The sequence below is a fragment of the Micromonospora sp. IBSANI012 genome (assembly GCF_052814045.1).
Genome location: NZ_CP199933.1, coordinates 1,854,472 through 1,873,498, shown reverse-complemented (window position 1 = coordinate 1,873,498; position 19,027 = coordinate 1,854,472). Strand labels below are relative to the sequence as shown.

Genomic DNA, 19,027 nt, shown 5'->3' with positions numbered 1-19,027 from the left:
CAGGCCCTCCCGCCCGGCGGACCGGTTCACCCGGAGCCGCCTGCCGCTGGAGATCTTGGACAGTTGCCGTCCGGGCAGGACGGTAAGTGTCCAAGATCTGGTGGCGCGGTCCCGGCTCGCCGGACAGGGTCGGCGGGTGGTGCTCACCCTTCCTGGCGACGAGGCCGACGCGCTGGACTGGCTCACCTTCGAGCAGGCCGGCGTCGTCACCACCGGTCAGGCGACCCGGCTGCTCACCGAGGGCGTGGTACGCGGCATGGTCCGGTCGGGACGCTGGCGGCCCATCTGCCGGGGCGTCCTGCTCACCGGCAACGGCCGGCTGACGCGGGACCAGCAGTTGTGGGTGGCCGTACTCGCCGCCGGCCCGGGCGCGGTGCTGGCCGGCGCGACCGCCGCCACCAAAGCCGGCGTGCGGGGGCTACGCCGAGAACCTCTGCCGGACGGTGGTGGGCGGAGCGTCCACAGTCCCGTCCGCGTTACATCGACACGCCGCGAACGGCTTACAACTTGGCCGGATTTCCCGATCCGATCCGCCGCGTCGTCCCAGCTCAGGCCGTTCGCCCGATGTCGCATTTCGATGCCGTGCATGGGATCATGTGCCGTCCCCTCTACCGATCCCGGAGGAATACTCATGCCCCAGCGTCGGTACGTGGCGCGCGCGGCCCTCACCGCGACTGCCGCCACGGCCTGCCTCGCCTTCGCCACCCCGGCCTGGGCGAGCAGCACGGCCCCGCTCAACCCCGCCCACAAGGGCTCGACGGCGGCCGATGCCGAGCAGAAGTGCGACGACGAGCGCTTCGCCGGCCGGACGTCCGGGCAGGACGGCTGGCACTTCGTGCTCCCCGGCGGCGCCGAGTCCGGCAGCTTCGAGACGCTGACCCTGACCTTCAGCGACGGCACCAACACGGTGACGGTGAAGGTGCCCGACAGCACCGACGCCTACCCGGACCACCTCTACCCGGCCGGGAACACCGACCGGATGATCCACGCCTACCTCTTCACCCCGGCCGGGTGGACGCTGGTCGACGGCACCGCCACGATCAGCGGCGAGGCTGACAAGTTCAACCTGAGCCACGCCTGCGCCGGCACCGCCCCGACGCAGTCGCCGAGCCCCTCGCCGACGACCTCCGAGTCGCCGCAGCCGTCGGGCTCGCCGTCCGAGTCGACCTCCCCGACCAGCTCGGTCACCCCGACGGAGTCGGGCTCCCCGTCCGAGTCAACCTCGCCGTCGACGCCGGTCTCCGGCTCGCCGTCGCAGAGCACGGGCGGCGGTGGCGGCAACGGCGGCAGCCTGCCGACGACCGGCGTGGCGACCGCCAGCATCGCGCTGGGCGGTCTCGTCCTGATCGGCGGCGGCGTGCTGCTGATGCTGCGCCGTCGGCGCGACAACATCACCTTCACCAGCTGATCTGGCTCAGCGCCCGACCGGCCGCCGGACTTCTCGTCCGGCGGCCGGTCGCCGTTTGCGCACCGGTTCGGTCGGGCGTTGATCCGTCCGCGGCGTTCCTGCGTACTGACGGGTAACCCGGTCGATGTCGCCCGGAGATTCATCACATCATCGAGACATGTGAATGCATTGTCGGCGTACGCGCAGGTCAAGGCCCTGCTGCGCGGGCCGGAAGGTCGCGTCAGGACCGATCCGGCGCGGGCCTCGCGTTCCGGCATACGAACGTACTGTTGCCGCGCCGCTTTCCGGCGCGGGACAGTACGCGACACCAGCGGTGCCGTCGACGCCGCCGCTCCCCCGGTCGACCCTGAGGAGAATGCGATGGCTCTACGACTCGCCGACGGAACCGCCTGGTCCGACACGCTCGCCCGCGCGGCGGCCGCCGCACCGGAGGCCTTCGGGCCCGAGGTCGACGGCGTCACCACCCTGCACAACCTGGTCTCCGGGCAGTGGCAGGCGGTCGGCACGCCGAGCGCGGTGCGCACGCCGGTCGACAACACCGTCCTGGTCAACCTGCCCCGGTTGGACGCCGACACCGCGCGCGCCGCGGTCGCCCACGCCGCCACCGCGCACCGCGACTGGGCGGCGACCCCGCTCGCCGAGCGCAAGGCGCGGGTCGGCGAGGCGCTGGACGCCCTCACCGCGCACCGCGACCTGCTGGCCATGCTGCTGGTCTGGGAGATCGGCAAGCCGTGGCGGCTGGCCTGCGCCGACGTCGACCGCGCGCTGGACGGCGTCCGCTGGTACGTCGAGGAGATCGACCGGATGCTGGCCGGCGGCCGCGAGCCGCTCCCGGGCCCGGTCAGCAACATTGCTTCGTGGAACTACCCCATGAGCGTCTTGGTCCATGCCGAGCTGGTGCAGCTGCTCGCCGGCAACGCGGTCATCGCCAAGACCCCGTCGCAGGGCGGCGCGGTCTGCCTGACCGTGGCGCACGCCCTGATGCGACGCGCCGGGCTTCCCGCCACCCTGCTCTCCGGCAGCGGCGAGGAACTCTCCGAGGTGCTCGTCCGGGCACCCGAGATCGGCGCCGTCGCGTTCGTCGGCGGGCGGTCCAACGGCGGCAAGGTGGCCGCCGCGCTGCTCGACACCGACAAGCGGCACTTCATCGAGCAGGAGGGCCTCAACGCCTGGGGCGTCTGGAACTTCTCCCAGTGGGACCTGCTCGCCGCGCACCTGAAGAAGGGCTTCGAGTACGGCAAGCAGCGCTGCACCGCGTACCCGCGGTTCGTGGTCCAGCGTGACCTGGTCGACGAGTTCCTCGACATGTACCTGCCCGTGGTGCGCTCCGTCCGGTTCGGACACCCGCTCGCGGTGAACGAGACCTGGCAGGCCGGCGATCCGCTGCCCGAGCTGGACTTCGGCCCGCTGATCAGCGCCGCCAAGGCCGACGAGCTGCGCCGCAAGGTCGACGAGGCGGTACGCGGCGGCGCCGTCCCGCTGCACCGCGGCAAGCTCGACGGCGCGCCCTTCCTCGACGGGCAGGACACCTCGGCGTACGTGGCGCCGGCGGTGCTGCTCGCCCCGCCCGGCCGGTCCCGGCTGATGCACGCCGAGCCCTTCGGCCCGGTCGACACCATCGTCGTGGTGGACACCACCGACGAGCTGCTGGCCGCCATGAACGCCTCCAACGGCGCGCTGGTGGCCTCGCTGGCCTGCGACGACGAGGAGCTGGCCGGCAAGCTCGCGGTGGACCTCCAGGCGTTCAAGGTCGGCATCAACAAGCCGCGTTCCCGGGGCGACCGGGAGGAGCCGTTCGGCGGCCGGGGCGCCTCCTGGAAGGGCGCCTTCGTCGGCGGCGACCTGCTGGTGCAGGCGGTCACGCAGGGCGGCGACGGCCGGCTCTACGGCAACTTCCCGGACTACAGCAGCTACCCGGCCACCTGAGGCCGGGCTGACCTCGGTCGATGGCACGGATCGAGCAGATCTCGCTGGGCGTGACCGACGACCGCCGCGCCGGCCGGTTCTGGGCCGCGGCCCTGGGCTACGTGCGTCGGCCGCCGCGCTACGACGGCGACGACTGGATCGTGGTCGAGCCGCCACCCGGGATCCCCGGCACGGCGATCGCGATGGACGTCAGCGACAGCCCGGTGGCTGAGTTCCCCCGCGTCCACCTCGACCTGGACGCGGGGGACCGTGACCTCGACGACGAGGTGGCGCGGCTGGTCGCGCTCGGCGCGCAACGGGTCGACTGGCGGCACTACCCGGCCGAGCCGGAACCGGGCCAGCTGCCCTACGTCGTGCTCGCCGACACCGAGGGGAACCGGTTCTGCGTCTCGGGTCACCGCCGGGCCGGGTTCTTCTTCGGCTGACCCGGACGGCGTTCCGCTGCGGCTCGCCGTGGCGGGTTCCTCCGCGGCTCGCCATGGCTGGTTCCTCCGCAGCTCGCCGTGGCGGCGTTCCTCCGTCGCTGTGGCGGGGCCGCCGCCGACCGCCGGACATGGGCAGGGCCCCCGCACCGGGGGCCCTGCCGATTCACCGTCCTCCGCACCGGAGGTCGGCCCGGTGGCGCCGGGCGACGTGGGTACGCCGCCCGGCGCCGGTGAGCGTCGCCCACGCCGCCGCCGGTGCTGGTACCCGGGCCGGCGCGGCCACGACCGTCGTCTCAGCCCGCCCGGTCTCGCCGGGTGGTCGCGTCCGCCTGCCAGGGCAGGGCACGCCGTGCCGGCCCCGCGGGTCGGGCGACCAGCGGCACCGTCAAGGTCAGCAGCGCGCCGTCCCGCTCGATCGGCGTCGGCCGCCCGAGCCGGCGCACGGTGCGCAGCATCGGGGTGTTCTCCGCCTGGACGTGCAGCACCACGGCCTCGTACCCGGACCGGCCGGCCTGCCCGAGCAGCCGGCGCAACAGCGCCGACCCGAGGCCACGGTGCTGCCAGTCGTCGCGCACCAGCAGGGCCGCCTCGGCCTCGTCGCCCTCGCCGAGCAGGTTGGCCATCGCCACCACCGACTCCCCCGCACCGGAGCCGGTCGTCGCCACCAGCGTGGTCCCCCGCCTCGGCTCCAGCAGCCGGCGCATCCGGCTCGGCGACGGCAACGCGCCCCCGCCGAGATAGCGGCGCTGTCGGCTGCGCGCCGAGCACGCCTCGTGCAGGTCCACCACGCCGGCCAGGTCGTCGACGGTGGCCGGGCGAACCACCAGCTCCCCGCCGTCGGGCAGCACCAGGGTCACCCGGTCGGCCTCCCGGCGGGCCGCGGTGGCCGCCAGCTCGACCAGCGCCTGCGCCCGGGCGTACTCCGCCGGGGTGAAGCTGGGCGCCCGCCGGCGCAGCTCGTACGACCCGCCGCACGGGTCGGCCACCAGCATGCTCGCCGCGCCGACGCCGCCGTGCGGGACGGCCGGCGCCGGTCGCCAGGTCACCTCGTCCGCGCCGAGCAGGGCGCGCAGCATCTCCCCGGTCGCGTCCGGGTCCCGGACCAGCCGGGTGGCCAGCCCGAGCACCCGGGTCGGTTGGTCCACCAGGCCCCGCGCCTCGCTGCGCGCCACCCAGCAGTCCCGTCCTCGACCCCGTTCCACGGCGGCCACCAGTTCCGCCTCGCCCACCGCGTCCGGCGCGTCGACGAGGAAGTCGTCGACCGCCCCGGCCTCGGTGGTGTGCACCTGCACGGTGAGGATGTTGACCCCCCGCAACGCGAGACTCGCCGTGAGCACCGACAGGTAGCCCGGCCGGTCGTCCACGGTGGCTCGAATCCGCCATAGCGCCATGTCTGCTCCCTTCCCCCCTACGACACTGCCGGGCCGCTGTTGCCACGCCGTTGCCCCGCGGTGACACCCCGGGAACCGTTGCCCGTGCTCAGGTGACGCTGGTCACCGAGGGCGCCCCGACCAGGTCGAGCCGGTCGCCGAGGATCACCGCGCTGGCCCGGACCAGCTGGGCCAGCCGGTCCACCTCGGTGGAGTGGAAGGCGGCCGCGGTGAGCGGCTCGGTGTGCTCGCGCGCGACCACCAGCACCAGGCCGTTGCGGCCGAACGGCGCGATCGCGTAGTGGCTGCCGTCGGTGCCGGTCAGTGCCCGCGCCCGCAGTGGGGTCACCTCGGGCAGCAGCGGCGGCTGGGGCGCCCGCCAGCTCGCGTGCCCCACCGTCGCCGTCCCCGAGCCGGCCCGCGAGGCCCAGTCCATCGGGACGACCGCGGCCACCGCCCAGTCGGCGGCGAGCAGCCCGGGCACCGCGTCGACCAGGGTGGCCACCCCGTCAGCGGGGTTCGCGGCAACCTGGGCCAGCAGTTCGGCGTCCTGGCCGGTGGTGGTCGGCGCGCCGATCGCCCGCCAGACCCCGTCCACTTGTACCCCGGGGATGGCGGCCAGACCCGCCAGCAACCGCTCCACCCGGGCGGCGCCCGGCCAGACCACGGTGAAGTCGTCCACCGCCCGCCCGCCGAGCCGTTCCAGGACGACCACCTGGACGATGTCGGCGCCGGAGACGCCGAGCGTCCGGGCCACCTGGCCGAGCGTGCCGGGACGGTCCGGCAGGGTCACCCGAACTCTCAGCAACATGTCTGTCCCTCCGCTCGGCGGGCCGACCGTGGCGGCCGGCAGGCTGGGCACCAGCCTGCCGGTTGACCATTTCGCCCCTGTTGCAGCGGCATGTCCCGGGGGGAAATCCCCGGCTTGACAAGAAAGCTGAGCTGCCATCAACTATTCGGATGACCGATCCGGCCGTCGACGCGCTCCGGCCGGGAAGTTCTCCGGCCGCCCCCGACACCGCGCCCACCGCCGCCGGGCGGAGCGGGTCGCCCAGGGGGCTGGACCTCGACCGGCTCGCCGGCTACCTGGCCACCCACCGGCCCGAGCTGGCCGACGCGCCGCTGTCGGCCACCCTGATCGCCGGGGGCAAGTCGAACCTGACGTACCTGCTGCGCGTCGGCGAGCGGGAGCTGGTGCTGCGGAGACCCCCGCTGGGGCACGTGCTGGCCACCGCGCACGACATGGCCCGCGAGTTCCGGGTGATCTCCGCCCTCGCGCCCACCGACGTACCGGTCCCGGCGGCGCTGCTGCACTGCGCCGACACCGACGTGCTCGGCGCGCCGTTCTACCTGATGGAGCGGGTCCGCGGCGAGGTGTTCCGCAGCCGCGCCCAGACCGACCCGCTCCGCCCCGAGCAGCGGCGCGACCTGGCCCTGGCGATGATGGACACCCTCGCCGCGCTGCACACCGTCGACCCGGCCGCGGTCGGGCTCGCCGACTTCGGCCGCCCCGAGGGCTACCTCGGCCGGCAGGTACGTCGCTGGGCCGGCCAGCTCGACCGGTCCCGCAGCCGTCCGCTGCCCGGCATCGACGAGCTGCGCGACCTGCTCGGCGGCACCGTTCCGGAGGGCGCCAACGCCGGGCGGATCGTGCACGGCGACTACCGGCTGGACAACCTCCTCGCCACCGTCGACCCGGTGTCGGTGCGCGCCGTGCTCGACTGGGAGATGGCCACCCTCGGCGACCCGCTGGCCGACCTCGGCCTGCTGCTGACCTACTGGGACGTGCTGGGCGACAGCGACCTCGCCGCCGGCAACCCGGTCGCCGACGGCCTCGGCCCGCGCGCCGGCTTCCCCACCGGCGCCGAACTGATCGAGCGGTACGCCGGCCGCAGCGACGTCGACGTCGGGCCGCTGCACTGGCACGTCGCGCTCGGCTGCTTCAAGCTCGCGGTGATCTGCGAGGGCATCCACTACCGGCACACCCTCGGGCAGACGCTCGGCCCCGGCTTCGACCGCATCGGCGACATGGTGGCCCCACTGGTCGAGCACGGCCTGCGCGCAGCCCGGGAGGGGTGACGACGGCGGGCTCGACGCCCGCCCCGCCGAGGCCCACGGGATCCCGCACCAAGCGCGAACTCCGCCCCCGGACCGCCCCCGCCTGACCCCGCACTCCCCCACCCCGCGCGCCCCCGTACCCCGCGCACTGCACCGCGCCCCACTCCCACGCGCCCCTGGCCCACGCCCTCCGCCCGCACTTTCTGAGAAAGCGTGGCTATTCGGCCGTGAATAGCCACGCTTTCTCGGAAAGTGCGCGGATCTTGGGGGGTGGCGGCGGCCGGCGGTGGGGGGTCAGGCGGAGGCGCGGTGGATGAGTTGGGTGTCGAGGAGGATGTGGGGGGCGGGGATCTCGTCGCCGCGGATGCGGGCGACCAGCAGCCGCGCCATCTGGCGGCCCATCTCCTCGACCGGCTGGAAGACGGTGGTCAGCGGCGGATCGGCCTGCCGGGCGATCGGGGCGTCGTCGAAGCCGATGACGGCGACGTCCTCGGGCACCCGACGCCCCGCCTCGCGCAGGGTACGCAGCGCGCCGAACGCCATCAGGTCGGAGGCGACGAAGACCGCGTCCAGGTCGGGGCAGACCTCCAGCAGCCGGCGCATCCCGGCCGCGCCGCTGCCCTCGCTGAAGTCCCCGTACGCGATCATGCGGGGGTCGACCTCGGCCCCGGCGGCCCGGACGGCGTCCCGGTAGCCGGTGAGACGGGCCAGGCCGGCGCCCATGTCCTGCGGGCCGGCGATGGTGGCGATGCGGCGCCGGCCCAGCTGGGCCAGGTGCTCCACCGCCTGCCGCGCGCCGCCGACGTTGTCCACGTCGACGAACCAGGACGGCCGCGCCCCGGGCTGGAGCATCCGCGCGGGCCGGCCGCCGAGCACGGTGGGCAGGTCGCGCTCCTCCAGCAGGGTGGGCAGCGGGTCGGAGTCGTGCAGCGACAGCAGCAGCACCCCGTCCACGTGCTGGTTGGTCAGGTGGTGCTCGACCCGTTCCCGCTCGATCGGGGACTGCACCATGGCCAGCCAGAGCTGCAACGGCGTCTCCAGCAGCCCGGAGCTGACGCCCCGGACGATGCCGGCGAAGAACGGCTCGGTGAAGACCCGGTCGCCGGACTCGGAGACCACCAGGGCCACCGAGTCGGTCCGCTGGGTGACCAGCGCCCGGGCGGCCCGGTTCGGCACGTACCCCAGCTCCGCGATGGCCTGCTGGACGGCGGCCCGAGCCTCCGGACTGACCTGCGGCGAGCCGTTGACGACCCGGGAGACCGTGCCGCGCCCGACGCCCGCGCGGGCGGCGACCGCGTCGAGGGTCGGGCGCCCGAGCGACCGGGTGCGCTGCGTTGTCATCGTCTGCTCCTCCGACGTCGGGCGGATCCGCGCCACCCGTGGGGAGCGGGTGGGCGCGGAGCCGCCCGGAGAACTGGCTGGCCTTCGCCTATTGTGCGGCCAGACCGTTACGTCGGATCACCTCGGCGTACCACCTGGCGCTGGACTTGGGGATACGGGCCTGACTGTCGTAGTCGACCCAGACCATGCCGAACCGCTTGGTGTAGCCCCAGGCCCATTCGAAATTATCCATCAGCGACCAGGCGAAGTAGCCGCGCAGGGGCACCCCCGCGCTGATCGCCTCGTGCGCCGCCCGCAGGTGGGCGTCGAAGTACGCCAGCCGGTCGACGTCGTCGACCTGCCCGTCGATGACCGCGTCGACGAAGGCGGAGCCGTTCTCGGTGACGTAGAGCGGCAGGTCGGTGTACTCCTCGTGGACCCGGCGCAGCGTCTCGGTCAGGCCGGGGGCGTCGATCTCCCAGTTCATGTCGGTGACCGGCACGCCCCGGGTGACGAACCGGACGTCCTCGCTGCCCGGCCAGCACGACGGCGCCCGCCAGTACGGCTCCGGCTCGGCGCCCTCGACCGGGGCGGCGACCACGTGCCGGCTGTAGTAGTTGACGCCGACCAGGTCCAGCGGGGTGGAGATGACCGCGAGGTCGCCGTCGCGCACGTGCCCGAAGTCGGTGACCTCGCGCAGGTCGGCGGCGAGGTCGGTCGGGTACGACCCGCGCAGCACCGGGTCGAGGAAGAACCGGTTGGCCAGCGCGTCGATCCGCCGGGCCGCGTCGACATCGGCGGGCGCGTCGCTGGCCGGGGTGACCGGGTAGAGGTTGACGGTGATGCCGAGCTGGGCCTGCGGCCGGGACGCCCGCAGCGCCTGCACCGCCAGCCCGTGGCCGAGCATCAGGTGGTGCCCGGCGCGGACGGCGTCCGCCCCGTCCGAGCGGCCGGGCGCGTGCACGCCCGAGCCGTAGCCGAGGAACGCCGAGCACCAGGGCTCGTTCAGCGTCGTCCAGTACGTCACCCGGTCGCCGAGGGCGTCCGCGACGAGTTCGGCGTAGTCGGCGAACCGGCCGGCGGTGTCCCGGGCCGGCCAGCCGCCGGCGTCCTCCAGCGGCTGGGGCAGGTCCCAGTGGTAGAGGGTCAGCCAGGGCTCGATCCCGTGCCCCAGCAGCTCGTCGACGAGCCGCCGGTAGAAGTCCAGGCCCTCGGTGTTGGCCGGGCCCGAGCCGCCCGGCTGCACCCGCGGCCAGGACACCGAGAACCGGTACGACTTCAGGCCCAGCTCGGCCATCAGCCGGACGTCCGACGGCATCCGGTGGTAGTGGTCGCAGGCCACGTCACCGGTGTGCCCGGCGACCACCCGCCCCTCGGTGTGGCTGAACGTGTCCCAGATCGACGGGGTCCGGCCACCCTCGGTGGCCGCCCCCTCGATCTGGTACGCGGCGGTCGCCGCGCCCCACAGGAAGCCGGGCGGGAAGATCAGTTCCGGCCCCTGGTCGAGTACGCCGACTGCGGGCGGGTGGTCTGGGTTGCTCACGACTTGACGGCACCTTCCATGATCCCGCCAATGATCTGGCGGCCGAACAGGGCGAACACGAGCACCAACGGCACGGTACCGATGGCGGTCGCGGCGAACACCTGCGAGTAGTCGGTGTAGTAGGCGTACGAGAGGAACGCCAGGGACACCTGCAGGGTCGGATTCTCCGGGGTGAGCACGGCGTACGGCCACAGGTAGGAGTTCCAGGTCTCCATGAAGGTGAGCAGGCCGAGCACGGCCGCGGCCGGGCGCAGCGCGGGCAGCACGATGTTCCAGAAGATCCGGAAGGTGCTGGCCCCGTCGACCCGGCCGGCCTCGATCAGCTCGTCGGAGATGGCCTGGGTGGCGTACTGCCGCATCATGAAGACGCCGAAGGCGCTGACCAGGAAGGGCACGGTCACCGCGTAGAGGGTGTCGTACCAGCCGAGGTCCTGGATCATGCCCCAGAGCGGGATGAGGCCCAGCTGGGTCGGGATCATCATGGTCACGATGATCGACAGCAGCAGGATGTTGCGGCCCCGGAAGCGCAGCTTGGCGAAGGCGAAGCCGGCCAGCGACCCGGTGATCACCACCGAGACGGTCACCACGCCGGCCACGATCAGCGAGTTGAGCAGGCCGGTGAGGAAGTTCGCGGCGTCGTTGTCGAGCACCCGGTCGACGTTGTCGCCGAACGCGCCGCCCGGGGTGACCGGCGGCGGCACGTCGTTGATCGAGTCCAGGCTGCGGGTGGCGATGACGACCATGTAGTAGAAGGGGTAGATCGAGAAGAGCACCGCCAGCACGAGGGCGACGTACATCAGCGGGCTGGTGCGCCAGAGGCGCTGGGACGCGGAGTTCACTCGGTCGCTCCTCACTTGACCGTACGGCGGACGAGCAGGAAGTTGACCAGCGAGACCAGGGCGATCATCACGAACATCGCCCAGGCCACGGCGGCGCCGTACCCGGCGGTGTTGAGGTTCTCGATACCCAGTTCGTACATGTACATGGCCAGGGTCTGGAACTCGCGCTGGTCGCCGCCGATGATGTTGCCGTTGGCGAAGACGAGCGGCTCGGTGAAGAGCTGGAGCCCGCCGATGGTGGAGAGGGTGACCACGAAGACGAAGGTCGGCGTGAGCATCGGCAGGGTGATCCGCCAGAACTGCTTCCACTGGTTGGCGCCGTCGATGGCCGCCGCCTCGTAGAGGTCCTTGGGGATGGCCTGCATCCCGGCCAGCAGGATGAGCGTGTTGTAGCCGGTCCACCGCCAGTTGACCATGGAGGCGATGGCGGTCCAGGAGCTCCACCGCTGCGCGTCCCAGTCCACCGCGTCGATCCCGACCAGGCCGAGCAGCCAGTTGATCAGGCCGAAGTCGCGCTGGAAGAGCATGCCGAAGACGATCGCCACGGCGGCGACCGACACCACGTTCGGCATGAAGATGGCCATCCGGAAGAGCGTCCGGGCGCGCAGGAACGTGCGGTTGAGCAGGGTCGCCAGGAAGAGCGCGAGCAGCAGCTGCGGGATCGTCGAGAGCAGGAAGATGCCGAAGGTGTTGACCGTCGCGTTCCAGAAGTACTCGTCGGTGAACAGCCGGGTGTAGTTGTCCACCCCGATGAAGCTGTGCTCGCCGATCAGGTTCCAGTCGTGCAGCGACATCCACGCGGTGCGCAGCATCGGGTAGAACCCGAAGATGCCGAAGATGACGAAGAACGGGGCGACGTAGAGGTACGGGGAGAGCTTGAGGTCGAGGCGGTTGAGCGACAGCGCCCGGCGGCGGCGCCGGGTGGGTGGGGGCGGCGACGCCGTGGGTGACGGCGGCGCGGTCGTGGCCGACAGGCTCATGCGGGATCCTTTCCGGCGCCGGCGGGGCCGGTGAGGCGGGCGGTACGTGCAACGGGACGCGGCCGGTGGCGCCCGGGAGACCCGGACGCCACCCGCCGTGGTGGGTCAGTGATCAGAAGGCGCCCTGGGTCTTGGCGTCCTTGACGTACTGCTCCCAGGCCTTGTCCTTGGTCGACTGCCCGTTCTCGTACGACCGCAGCGCCGGCTCGAAGGCGTTCTCCTTCACGGCCTGGTGCTTCGGACCGAGGTGCAGCGGCTGGATCTTGGAGACGCTGTCACCGAAGATCTTGCCGGTCGGGGCGTTGTTGAAGTACTCGTTGGTGTAGGCGAGGAACTCCGGGTTCTTCAGCGCCTCGAGGTTGGTCGGCAGCGGGCCCTTGAGCTTGAACGCCGCCACCTGGCTCTGCGCGTTGGTCAGGTACTCGGCGAGCTTCGCCGCCTCCTTGGGGTACTTGCTCTGGGTCGGCACGGCGAGCCAGGAGCCGCCCCAGTTGCCCGCGCCGCCGGGGACCGGCGCCACGTCCCACTTGCCCTTGTTCTCCGGGCCGGAGTTGTCCGCGACGATGCCGAGCATCCAGGACGGGCAGAAGGTCGCGGCGAAGGTGCCCTGCTTGAAGCCGGCCGACCACTCGGGCGACCAGGTGGCCGTCTCGGCGGTGATGTTGGCGTCGGCCATCGCGATCGCGGTGTCCCAGGCGCTCTTCACCGAGGCGCTGCTGTCGGCGACGACGTTGTCGTTGGAGTCGTAGAACAGGTCGCCGCCCTGCTGGAACATCACGGCGCTGGAGGCGGTGGTCACCGAGTCGAGCATGCCCTTGCCGGTGGCGGCCCGGTACTTCTTGCCGGTCTCGATGAAGCCGTTCCAGTCCGGCCAGAGGGCCGCGACCTGGTCGCGCTCGACGGGCAGCTTGGCGGCCTGGAAGAGGTCACGCCGGTAGCAGACGGCGAGGCTGCCGACGTCGGTGGGCAGGCCGATCAGCCGGCCGTCCGGCGCCTTGCCCAGCTCCCACTTCCAGGGCAGGTACTCGCTGCTGTGGTCCTTGGCGACCAGCTTGCCGAGGTCGGCCCAGTTCGCCGGGTTCGACTTGAACTCGTTGAGGATGCCCTCCTCCAGGGCGACCACGTCGGCCGCGCCCTTGCCGGTGGCCAGCGCCCGGACGATCTTCGGCCGGTACTCGTTGAGCTGCGCGGTCTTGCGCAGCTCGACCTTGATGCCGGTGTCCTTCTCGTACTGCTTGACGATCTCGTCGTAGCCGAATTCGCCGAAGGTGTCCACGACCAGCTTGGCGGGCTTCCCGCCGGACGCCGTGGCGTCGTCGTCCTTGCCGCAGGCCGCGAGACCGCCGAGTGCGGTGACCGCGGCCAGGGCGGCGGCCGCGAGGCGGGTACGCCGCGTGGTGACGCTCATCCTGACCCCTCTTTCAGTGGTGAGGCTGGGTTTGTGTGGTGGGGGGTGATCTGCGCGCTCCCGCCGCCGGCGGACCGGGTCGGCCCGGGCGGTGTGCGTGGTGATCCGCGCCACGTCTTGGGAACGCTCCCATGAGATTGCCGCGAGGTGTCAGGGGTGTCAATAGACCGATGGGAGCGTTCCCAGATCGTTACGGCCGATGCCCTCGACCGGTCCTCAGCGGACGGAGGGGATCAGCAGAGGTGACGCAGCAGGGTGCTGGCCCGCCCCGGGTCGAACCGGGCGGGATCGAAGCCGCCGCCCGCCCAATCCCGCATCGCCGCGTGCTCCCGGTGCCGCGGGTCGGCGAGCGCGGCGAGCAGGAGCAGGTAGCCGGACGGGCCGCCGACGTCCTCCGGCGGGCCGGCGCGCTCGCCGTCCAGGCAGGACGGGTACCGCTCCTCCGGGTCGGCGGTGAAGGCGTCCTCCACCACCAGGTCGTGCTCCCACCAGTCGCCGAAGTCGTAGGTGTAGCGGAGCCTGCTGCCCTTGCCGAGAACCGCGTCGAGCCGGACGTCCAGCTCGTCGCGGAGCGACAGCTCGCCGTCCGGGTCCGGCTCGCCGTACTGCACCCCGTCGATCTCGAACGAGTGCAGGTGGCAGTCGCGCCAGCCCATCGCGTGCTGCACGACCCGGTGCAGCCGGTCGAGGGTGTAGCCGCCGGGTACCAGCACCCGCCGCCAGACCGGCGGGCGGACCCCGGCCAGGGACATCTTCAGCTGGAAGATCTGACGTGGCATGCTGCCCCCTCCTCCCACCGCATAGGCTGCCGACATGATCTGCCGAGCCTGCCGGGAGCGGCGGCACGACGACTGTCCCGGCCGGAAGTGGTGCGACTGCCAGCACCGTACCCCCGGACCCACCCCTCCGGTCACCGGTCCGGCCGGCGAATGACCGTCGGAACCCCGATCCGCCGGATCTGGCCGACGCCGGCCACCCCGCCCCTGGACGACGCCGAGCTGACCGCGCTCTACGGTCGCGCCGACCACCCGCACCTGCGGGTCAACTTCGTGGCCAGCCTCGACGGCGCGGTCACCCTGGACGGCTACTCCGCCGGGCTCTCCGGTGAGCCGGACAAGCGGGTATTCGGGCTGCTCCGGATGCTCTGCGACGGGCTGCTGGTGGCCGCCGGCACGCTGCGGCACGAGGGCTACCGCGCGGTGCGGCTGAGCGAGCCGCGCCGGGCCTGGCGGCGCGAGCGGGGTCTGCCCGAGTACCCCACCCTGGTGGTCGTCTCCGGGTCGCTGGACCTCGATCCGGCGCAGGCCGCGTTCGCCGACGCGCCGGTGCGACCCGTGGTGCTGACCCACGCCGCCGCCGCGCCGCCCCCGGGGCTGACCGACGTCGCCGAGCTGGTCCGCTGCGGCGACGAGCGGGTGGACCTGGCCGTCGGCCTGGCCGAGCTGCGCCGGCGGGGGCTGGGCCAGGTGCTCTGCGAGGGCGGCCCGCACCTGTTCGGCGCGCTGACCGCCGCCGACCTGGTCGACGAGCTCTGCCTGACCGTCGCCCCGCTGCTCGCCGGGGCGGGCCCCGGCCGGATCACCGCCGGTGCCCCGGGCGGGCCCCGGGAGCTGCCGCTGCGGCACGTGCTCGCCGCCGACGACGGCGTGCTGATGCTGCGCCACGCCCGCGACGCCGCCGGGCCGCCACCCGCCGGAGCCGCCCCGCCCGCCTAGCGGTCGCCGGGACCGCAGCGGTCCACCGGGTCCGCCGGCCGCCGGGCGTGCCCCGGCCGCGCCGGGCCGTCCCCCGGCCGCCACCGGAGGGGGTACGCGGACAGTCCGCCCCGGCCACGACGACGGGCGCGGGCACGCCGGTCGGCGTACCCGCGCCCGTGGCACGAGCCGTGCTCCCCCGGCGGGTGGCGGAGGAATCCGCCCGCCGGCGGCTCAGCCGGTCAGTTGACGCTCACGGCCGACCAGGCGGCGGCGACCGTGTTGTACTCGACGCTGCCCGCGCCGTACAGGTCCCGGGCGGCCGACAGGGTGGCGGTGCGCGCCCCGGCGTAGTTGGTCCGCGAGGTCATGTAGGTGGTCAGCGCGCGGTACCAGATGGCGCCGGCCTTGGCGTTGCCGATGCCGGCCACGGTGCTGCCGTTGCAGGTCGGGCTGGTGCCGTACGACGAGGAGCCGCTGCCGACCGCGAGCAGGTAGAAGAAGTGGTTCGCCACGCCGGAGGAGTGGTGCACGTCCAGCCGGCCGACGCCGCTGGACCAGCAGTCGGCGGACGAGCCGTCCTTCGAGGGCTTGTCCATGTAGCGCAGCGGGACGCCGCTGCTGCGCAGCTTCTCGCCGATCAGGTAGTCGCCCGGGTCCCTGCTGTTCGCGGCGGAGAACTCCACCAGCGTGCCGAAGATGTCGCTGGTGGCCTCGTTCAGGCCGCCGGACTCACCGCTGTAGCGCAGGCCGGCCGTGTTGCTGGTGATGCCGTGGGTCATCTCGTGCCCGGCCACGTCCAGCGAGGTCAGCGGGTACCAACCGGAGCCGCCGTCCCCGTACGTCATGCAGAAGCAGGAGTCGCTCCAGAACGCGTTGGCGTAGTTGCTGCTGTAGTGCACCCGGCTGTACGCGCCGACCCCGTCGTTGCGGATGCCGCTGCGGCCGTGGGTGCTCTGGTAGTAGTCCCAGGTCTTCTGCGCGCCGTACGCCGCGTCCGCGGCGGCCGTCTGCCGGTTGGCCAGGGTGCCGTCACCGAAGACGTTGCCGGCGTTGGTGACCAGGGTGCCGGTGCCGCTGGTGCCCCCGTTGAGGTCGTACGTGCGGTGGTTGCCGCGGGTGGCGTCGGCGAGCTGGTAGGTGCCGCCGGCGGCCGTGCTGCCCACGGTCACCGAACCGGAGTGGAAGGTGTTGCCGGTGCCGTCGCGCTGCACGCCCTCCCAGGAGTCGCGGACCGCGCCGGTGGTGGCGTCGACCAGCACGTGCAGCTCGCTCGGGGTGCCGTCGGCGTAGGTGCCGCCGACCACCACCTCGTACGCCAGGGCGGTGCCGGCCTGGTCGGCGTCGTGCACCAGCTGGGTGCCGGAGACGGTGCGACCGGTGGCGGTGGACGCGGCGAGCGCGACCCGGCCGGCGGCGGCCGTGCTCAGCTTCGCCTTCGGGGCGCGCCGCGGGGCGGCGGTCAGGCTCTGGCTGGCGCCCCGCCACGCGTTGCCCTTGCCGAGGTGCACCACGACGTCACCGCCGAGCACCGGCAGGCCGTCGGAGTAGCGGTTGAGCCGGACGTGCTCGGTGCCGTCCGCGTCGGTGGCGACCTGACGCAGGGTGAAGCTCTGGCCGTCCGCCGCGAGCCCGGCGCCGGAGTGCGCCTTGAGCTGGGCGACCGCCCGGGTGAACGAGTCACCGGAGACGCCGGGCGCCGCCGCGGCGGCGGTCGGCACCGTGGCAGCGGTGGCGAGGAGAGCGGCCGTGGCGAGGCCGCTCCTCGATGAATGCTGTGGCTATTCTGAACCCAGGCGGCCCTTCTCTGTCACGACTTACGGCCGAGGTTTTTCCGGAACTTTTCGCGTTCCGCCCGTCGCTCCCGGCGACGTCGACTCCGGTCCGCGCCGCACGCGCAGGCCCTAACCTGGGCAGATGGGGTTTCCTCAGCCGGTCGACGCCACCGGGGCGCAGCGACCCGGCCCACCGCTGCTGGCCGGCACCCTGCTCGCCATCAGCGGCCTGGTGGACCTGCTGTCCGCGTGGGCCACCACGACCGTCGACCCGTTCGTCGTACAGACCAGCCGTGGCATGTACCTCGTCGACATCACCGGCTGGGCCTGGCTGCACGTCGCGATCGGCGCGGCGGTCACGCTCGCCGGCCTGGCGGCGGCCACCGGACGCCGGGGCACGACGTCGGTCGCCCTCGGCTGCGCCACCCTGAGCGCCGCCGTCGACCTGCTGCTGTTCCCGTACGCGCCGGTCCCCGCGCTGCTGGTGGTGGGGCTCGACGCCGCGGTCATGCGACTGCTGCTGCGACACCGTCGCACGGGCCGGGCCGCGGGTGGGTTCAGCGGGGCTCGCAGACCCGGCCCGTCATCGCCGGATCCCCTTCCCTGGTCGCCGACCAGATCGGATTGAGCATGAGGGCCAGCGGCGGGGCCTGCCAGGCGGCGCCCAGCCGTTGCAGCAGGCCGTACTCCCGCCGGGGCATCTCCACCGGCTCCCCCGCCAGGAAGGCGACCACCCGGTCCTCCACCGCCCGCTCGCCCACCAGGCCGCCGTGCAGCGCGGGCTGCTGGTAGACCGGGACGCGGCTGTACTCCCCCGGCGGCGCCTCCGCGGCGCTGATCGTCGGCAGGAAGGCGATCATCCGGACCCCGGGTACCGGGCAGAGGGTGCGGTTGCGGTAGAACGGCGCGTTGCTCAGCACCGACCGCACGAACGCACTGTCCGGCTCGTCCTTCACCGCCAGGGGCAGGTTCGACAGCCAGAAAATGGCCCGCAGCTCCCAACCGGCCGCCACCCCCCAGCCGGCGTGTCCGGGCGGCGGGTAGTAGGTCCGGCCGGCCTGGACCAGCGGACTGAACATCACCACCGTGGTCACCGGGCCGCGGGGCAGCCGCTCCAGGTAGGTGCGGGCCACCATGGAACCTTCGCTCTGCCCCACCAGGGCCACCGGGCGTCCGGTACGCCGGTGCAGCGACTCGACCTGGTCGGCGAGCAGGGCGCTGCTGGAATCCAGTGACCGGTGGGTCGCCTCGGGTGGGTACGGCAGGGGCCGGCCCTGCGCGTCCAGGCCACGGTAGGAGAAGCGTTCGACCCGCGGGTCGGCGGCAGGAGTCCCGTCCCAGCTCGAGTTGTGCCCGCCCAGGACGATCACCGCGTGCGGCACCCGGTCGGGCATCCGCTCGCTGAGCACCGGTGGCCGCCACTGCCCCTGCCCCCCACCGGCCGCGAACCCGATGAACGCCTGGGCCCAGATGGCGCCGGCCAGGGCGAGCGCGATCGCGATCGGGCCGACCGGCACCCGCGCCCAGCGCCGGACCGGCGCCGTCGCGGCGGCCACGGTGCGCTGCCAGAGCAGCCCGTTCGCCACGCCGGCCAGACCGGCCACCAGCACCGTCCACCACCCGGGGGTGCTGGAGATCACCGCGCCGGCCAGGGTCAGCACCACGAAGTTCAGCGACGCCCAGCCGAACAGCTCGATCGTCGGCAGCCCCTTCCACCACCGGCTCACCACCCCGGCCCGGACCAGGAAGGGGGCGAGCATCAGCATCGGACCGAGGGAGGCGAACAGGTACCACGACAGCGCCACCGCCGAGAAGGCGACGGAGAGCGCGGCCCACGGCGAGATGACCACCGCGGCGAGCACCGTGACCTCCAGGTTGCGCCGGACCAGCCAGCGCCAGGAGGGCCGCGGCACCCCGGCCGGCCAGGCCAGCGCGGTCAGCCCGGCGGAGAGCGCACCCCGGAGCACGGTCAGCAGGAGCACGCCGAGCAGGAACATCTCCCAGGAGTTGTGGTAGACCAGCAGCCAGCGCAGGTCGTGGTACGAGTCGTACGGCCACACGGCGGTGGCCTGCGGGGCCAGGCCCCGGGCGGCGTGCAGGCCGACGCCGACCAGCAGCGCCTCCTCCAGCACCGGGGGCAGCGCGGCGAGGCCGAGCAGCCCGACCAGTCGGCCTCGTCTCGTCCCCACGGCACTCCTCGTTCTCGCGGCCCTCCGATGCTCTCGCGGATCACGCCCCTCGGTGGCGGAATCGCACTGACGAGGGGACGCACCGTGGTCGC

At 73.2% G+C, this 19,027-nt stretch carries 16 protein-coding genes; 6 read left to right on the top strand and 10 right to left on the bottom strand.

Annotation, left to right across the window (positions count from 1 at the left end):
• The first annotated feature begins 139 nt into the window (after positions 1–139).
• The 3 genes from ACTWM8_RS08790 (at position 140) to ACTWM8_RS08780 (ending at position 3,759) form a co-directional block, all read left to right on the top strand.
• Entirely contained in the window at positions 140–1,408 is a 1,269-nt protein-coding gene (locus tag ACTWM8_RS08790) for an LPXTG cell wall anchor domain-containing protein (RefSeq protein WP_446213360.1), read from the top strand.
• Between the two features lie 360 nt (positions 1,409–1,768).
• Positions 1,769–3,334: an aldehyde dehydrogenase family protein gene (locus tag ACTWM8_RS08785; protein WP_446213359.1), complete on the top strand. Its 1,566-nt coding sequence runs from the start codon at positions 1,769–1,771 to the stop codon at positions 3,332–3,334.
• A gap of 20 nt (positions 3,335–3,354) precedes the next feature.
• On the top strand, positions 3,355–3,759 hold the full coding sequence (locus tag ACTWM8_RS08780; protein ID WP_446213358.1) for a VOC family protein: 405 nt from the start codon (positions 3,355–3,357) through the stop codon (positions 3,757–3,759).
• 293 nt (positions 3,760–4,052) lie between these two features.
• Here ACTWM8_RS08780 and ACTWM8_RS08775 read toward each other — a convergent pair whose 3' ends face one another.
• Together ACTWM8_RS08775 and ACTWM8_RS08770 are read right to left on the bottom strand one after the other, a co-directional pair.
• Complete coding sequence (locus tag ACTWM8_RS08775) at positions 4,053–5,150, bottom strand: GNAT family N-acetyltransferase (protein WP_446213357.1); 1,098 nt, start codon at positions 5,148–5,150, stop codon at positions 4,053–4,055.
• 88 nt (positions 5,151–5,238) lie between these two features.
• Positions 5,239–5,940, bottom strand: coding sequence for an amino acid-binding protein (locus ACTWM8_RS08770; RefSeq protein WP_446213356.1), 702 nt, complete (start codon positions 5,938–5,940; stop codon positions 5,239–5,241).
• Between the two features lie 149 nt (positions 5,941–6,089).
• On the opposite strand from ACTWM8_RS08770, the gene ACTWM8_RS08765 reads away from it, so the two are divergent.
• Positions 6,090–7,208 (top strand): phosphotransferase family protein, encoded by a 1,119-nt coding sequence (locus ACTWM8_RS08765; protein ID WP_446213355.1) that lies wholly within the window; start codon positions 6,090–6,092, stop codon positions 7,206–7,208.
• A gap of 273 nt (positions 7,209–7,481) precedes the next feature.
• On the opposite strand, the gene ACTWM8_RS08760 is transcribed toward ACTWM8_RS08765, so the two are convergent.
• From ACTWM8_RS08760 to ACTWM8_RS08735, 6 genes are all read right to left on the bottom strand, one after another.
• Positions 7,482–8,528 (bottom strand): LacI family DNA-binding transcriptional regulator, encoded by a 1,047-nt coding sequence (locus ACTWM8_RS08760; RefSeq protein WP_446213354.1) that lies wholly within the window; start codon positions 8,526–8,528, stop codon positions 7,482–7,484.
• An 88-nt stretch (positions 8,529–8,616) separates the two neighbouring features.
• Positions 8,617–10,050, bottom strand: a complete 1,434-nt coding sequence (locus ACTWM8_RS08755) for a GH1 family beta-glucosidase (RefSeq protein ID WP_446213353.1) — start codon at positions 10,048–10,050, stop codon at positions 8,617–8,619.
• Positions 10,047–10,889 carry a carbohydrate ABC transporter permease gene (locus ACTWM8_RS08750; protein WP_446213352.1) on the bottom strand — a complete coding sequence of 281 codons (843 nt, stop codon included), beginning with the start codon at positions 10,887–10,889 and terminating at the stop codon, positions 10,047–10,049. The genes ACTWM8_RS08755 and ACTWM8_RS08750 overlap by 4 nt, the downstream gene beginning before the upstream one ends.
• An 11-nt stretch (positions 10,890–10,900) precedes the next feature.
• The gene (locus ACTWM8_RS08745) at positions 10,901–11,869 is read right to left on the bottom strand and encodes a carbohydrate ABC transporter permease (RefSeq protein ID WP_446213351.1); all 969 of its coding nucleotides are present in this window, start codon (positions 11,867–11,869) and stop codon (positions 10,901–10,903) included.
• Positions 11,870–11,981: 112 nt separating this feature from the next.
• On the bottom strand, positions 11,982–13,277 hold the full coding sequence (locus ACTWM8_RS08740) for an ABC transporter substrate-binding protein (protein WP_446213350.1): 1,296 nt from the start codon (positions 13,275–13,277) through the stop codon (positions 11,982–11,984).
• Positions 13,278–13,510: 233 nt separating this feature from the next.
• Entirely contained in the window at positions 13,511–14,056 is a 546-nt protein-coding gene (locus ACTWM8_RS08735) for a plasmid pRiA4b ORF-3 family protein (RefSeq protein WP_446213349.1), read from the bottom strand.
• A 150-nt stretch (positions 14,057–14,206) separates the two neighbouring features.
• On the opposite strand from ACTWM8_RS08735, the gene ACTWM8_RS08730 reads away from it, so the two are divergent.
• Positions 14,207–14,992, top strand: a complete 786-nt coding sequence (locus ACTWM8_RS08730) for a pyrimidine reductase family protein (RefSeq protein ID WP_446213348.1) — start codon at positions 14,207–14,209, stop codon at positions 14,990–14,992.
• A gap of 221 nt (positions 14,993–15,213) precedes the next feature.
• Here the strand turns inward: ACTWM8_RS08730 and ACTWM8_RS08725 are convergent, their stop codons facing one another.
• Positions 15,214–16,692: a M4 family metallopeptidase gene (locus ACTWM8_RS08725; RefSeq protein ID WP_446213347.1), complete on the bottom strand. Its 1,479-nt coding sequence runs from the start codon at positions 16,690–16,692 to the stop codon at positions 15,214–15,216.
• 196 nt (positions 16,693–16,888) lie between these two features.
• Between ACTWM8_RS08725 and ACTWM8_RS08720 the strand changes: the two genes are divergently transcribed.
• Complete coding sequence (locus tag ACTWM8_RS08720; RefSeq protein WP_446213346.1) at positions 16,889–17,374, top strand: DUF7144 family membrane protein; 486 nt, start codon at positions 16,889–16,891, stop codon at positions 17,372–17,374.
• Here ACTWM8_RS08720 and ACTWM8_RS08715 read toward each other — a convergent pair.
• The gene (locus tag ACTWM8_RS08715; RefSeq protein ID WP_446213345.1) at positions 17,304–18,935 is read right to left on the bottom strand and encodes an esterase/lipase family protein; all 1,632 of its coding nucleotides are present in this window, start codon (positions 18,933–18,935) and stop codon (positions 17,304–17,306) included. The two genes, ACTWM8_RS08720 and ACTWM8_RS08715, sit on opposite strands and share 71 nt — an antisense overlap.
• Positions 18,936–19,027: the final 92 nt, after the last annotated feature.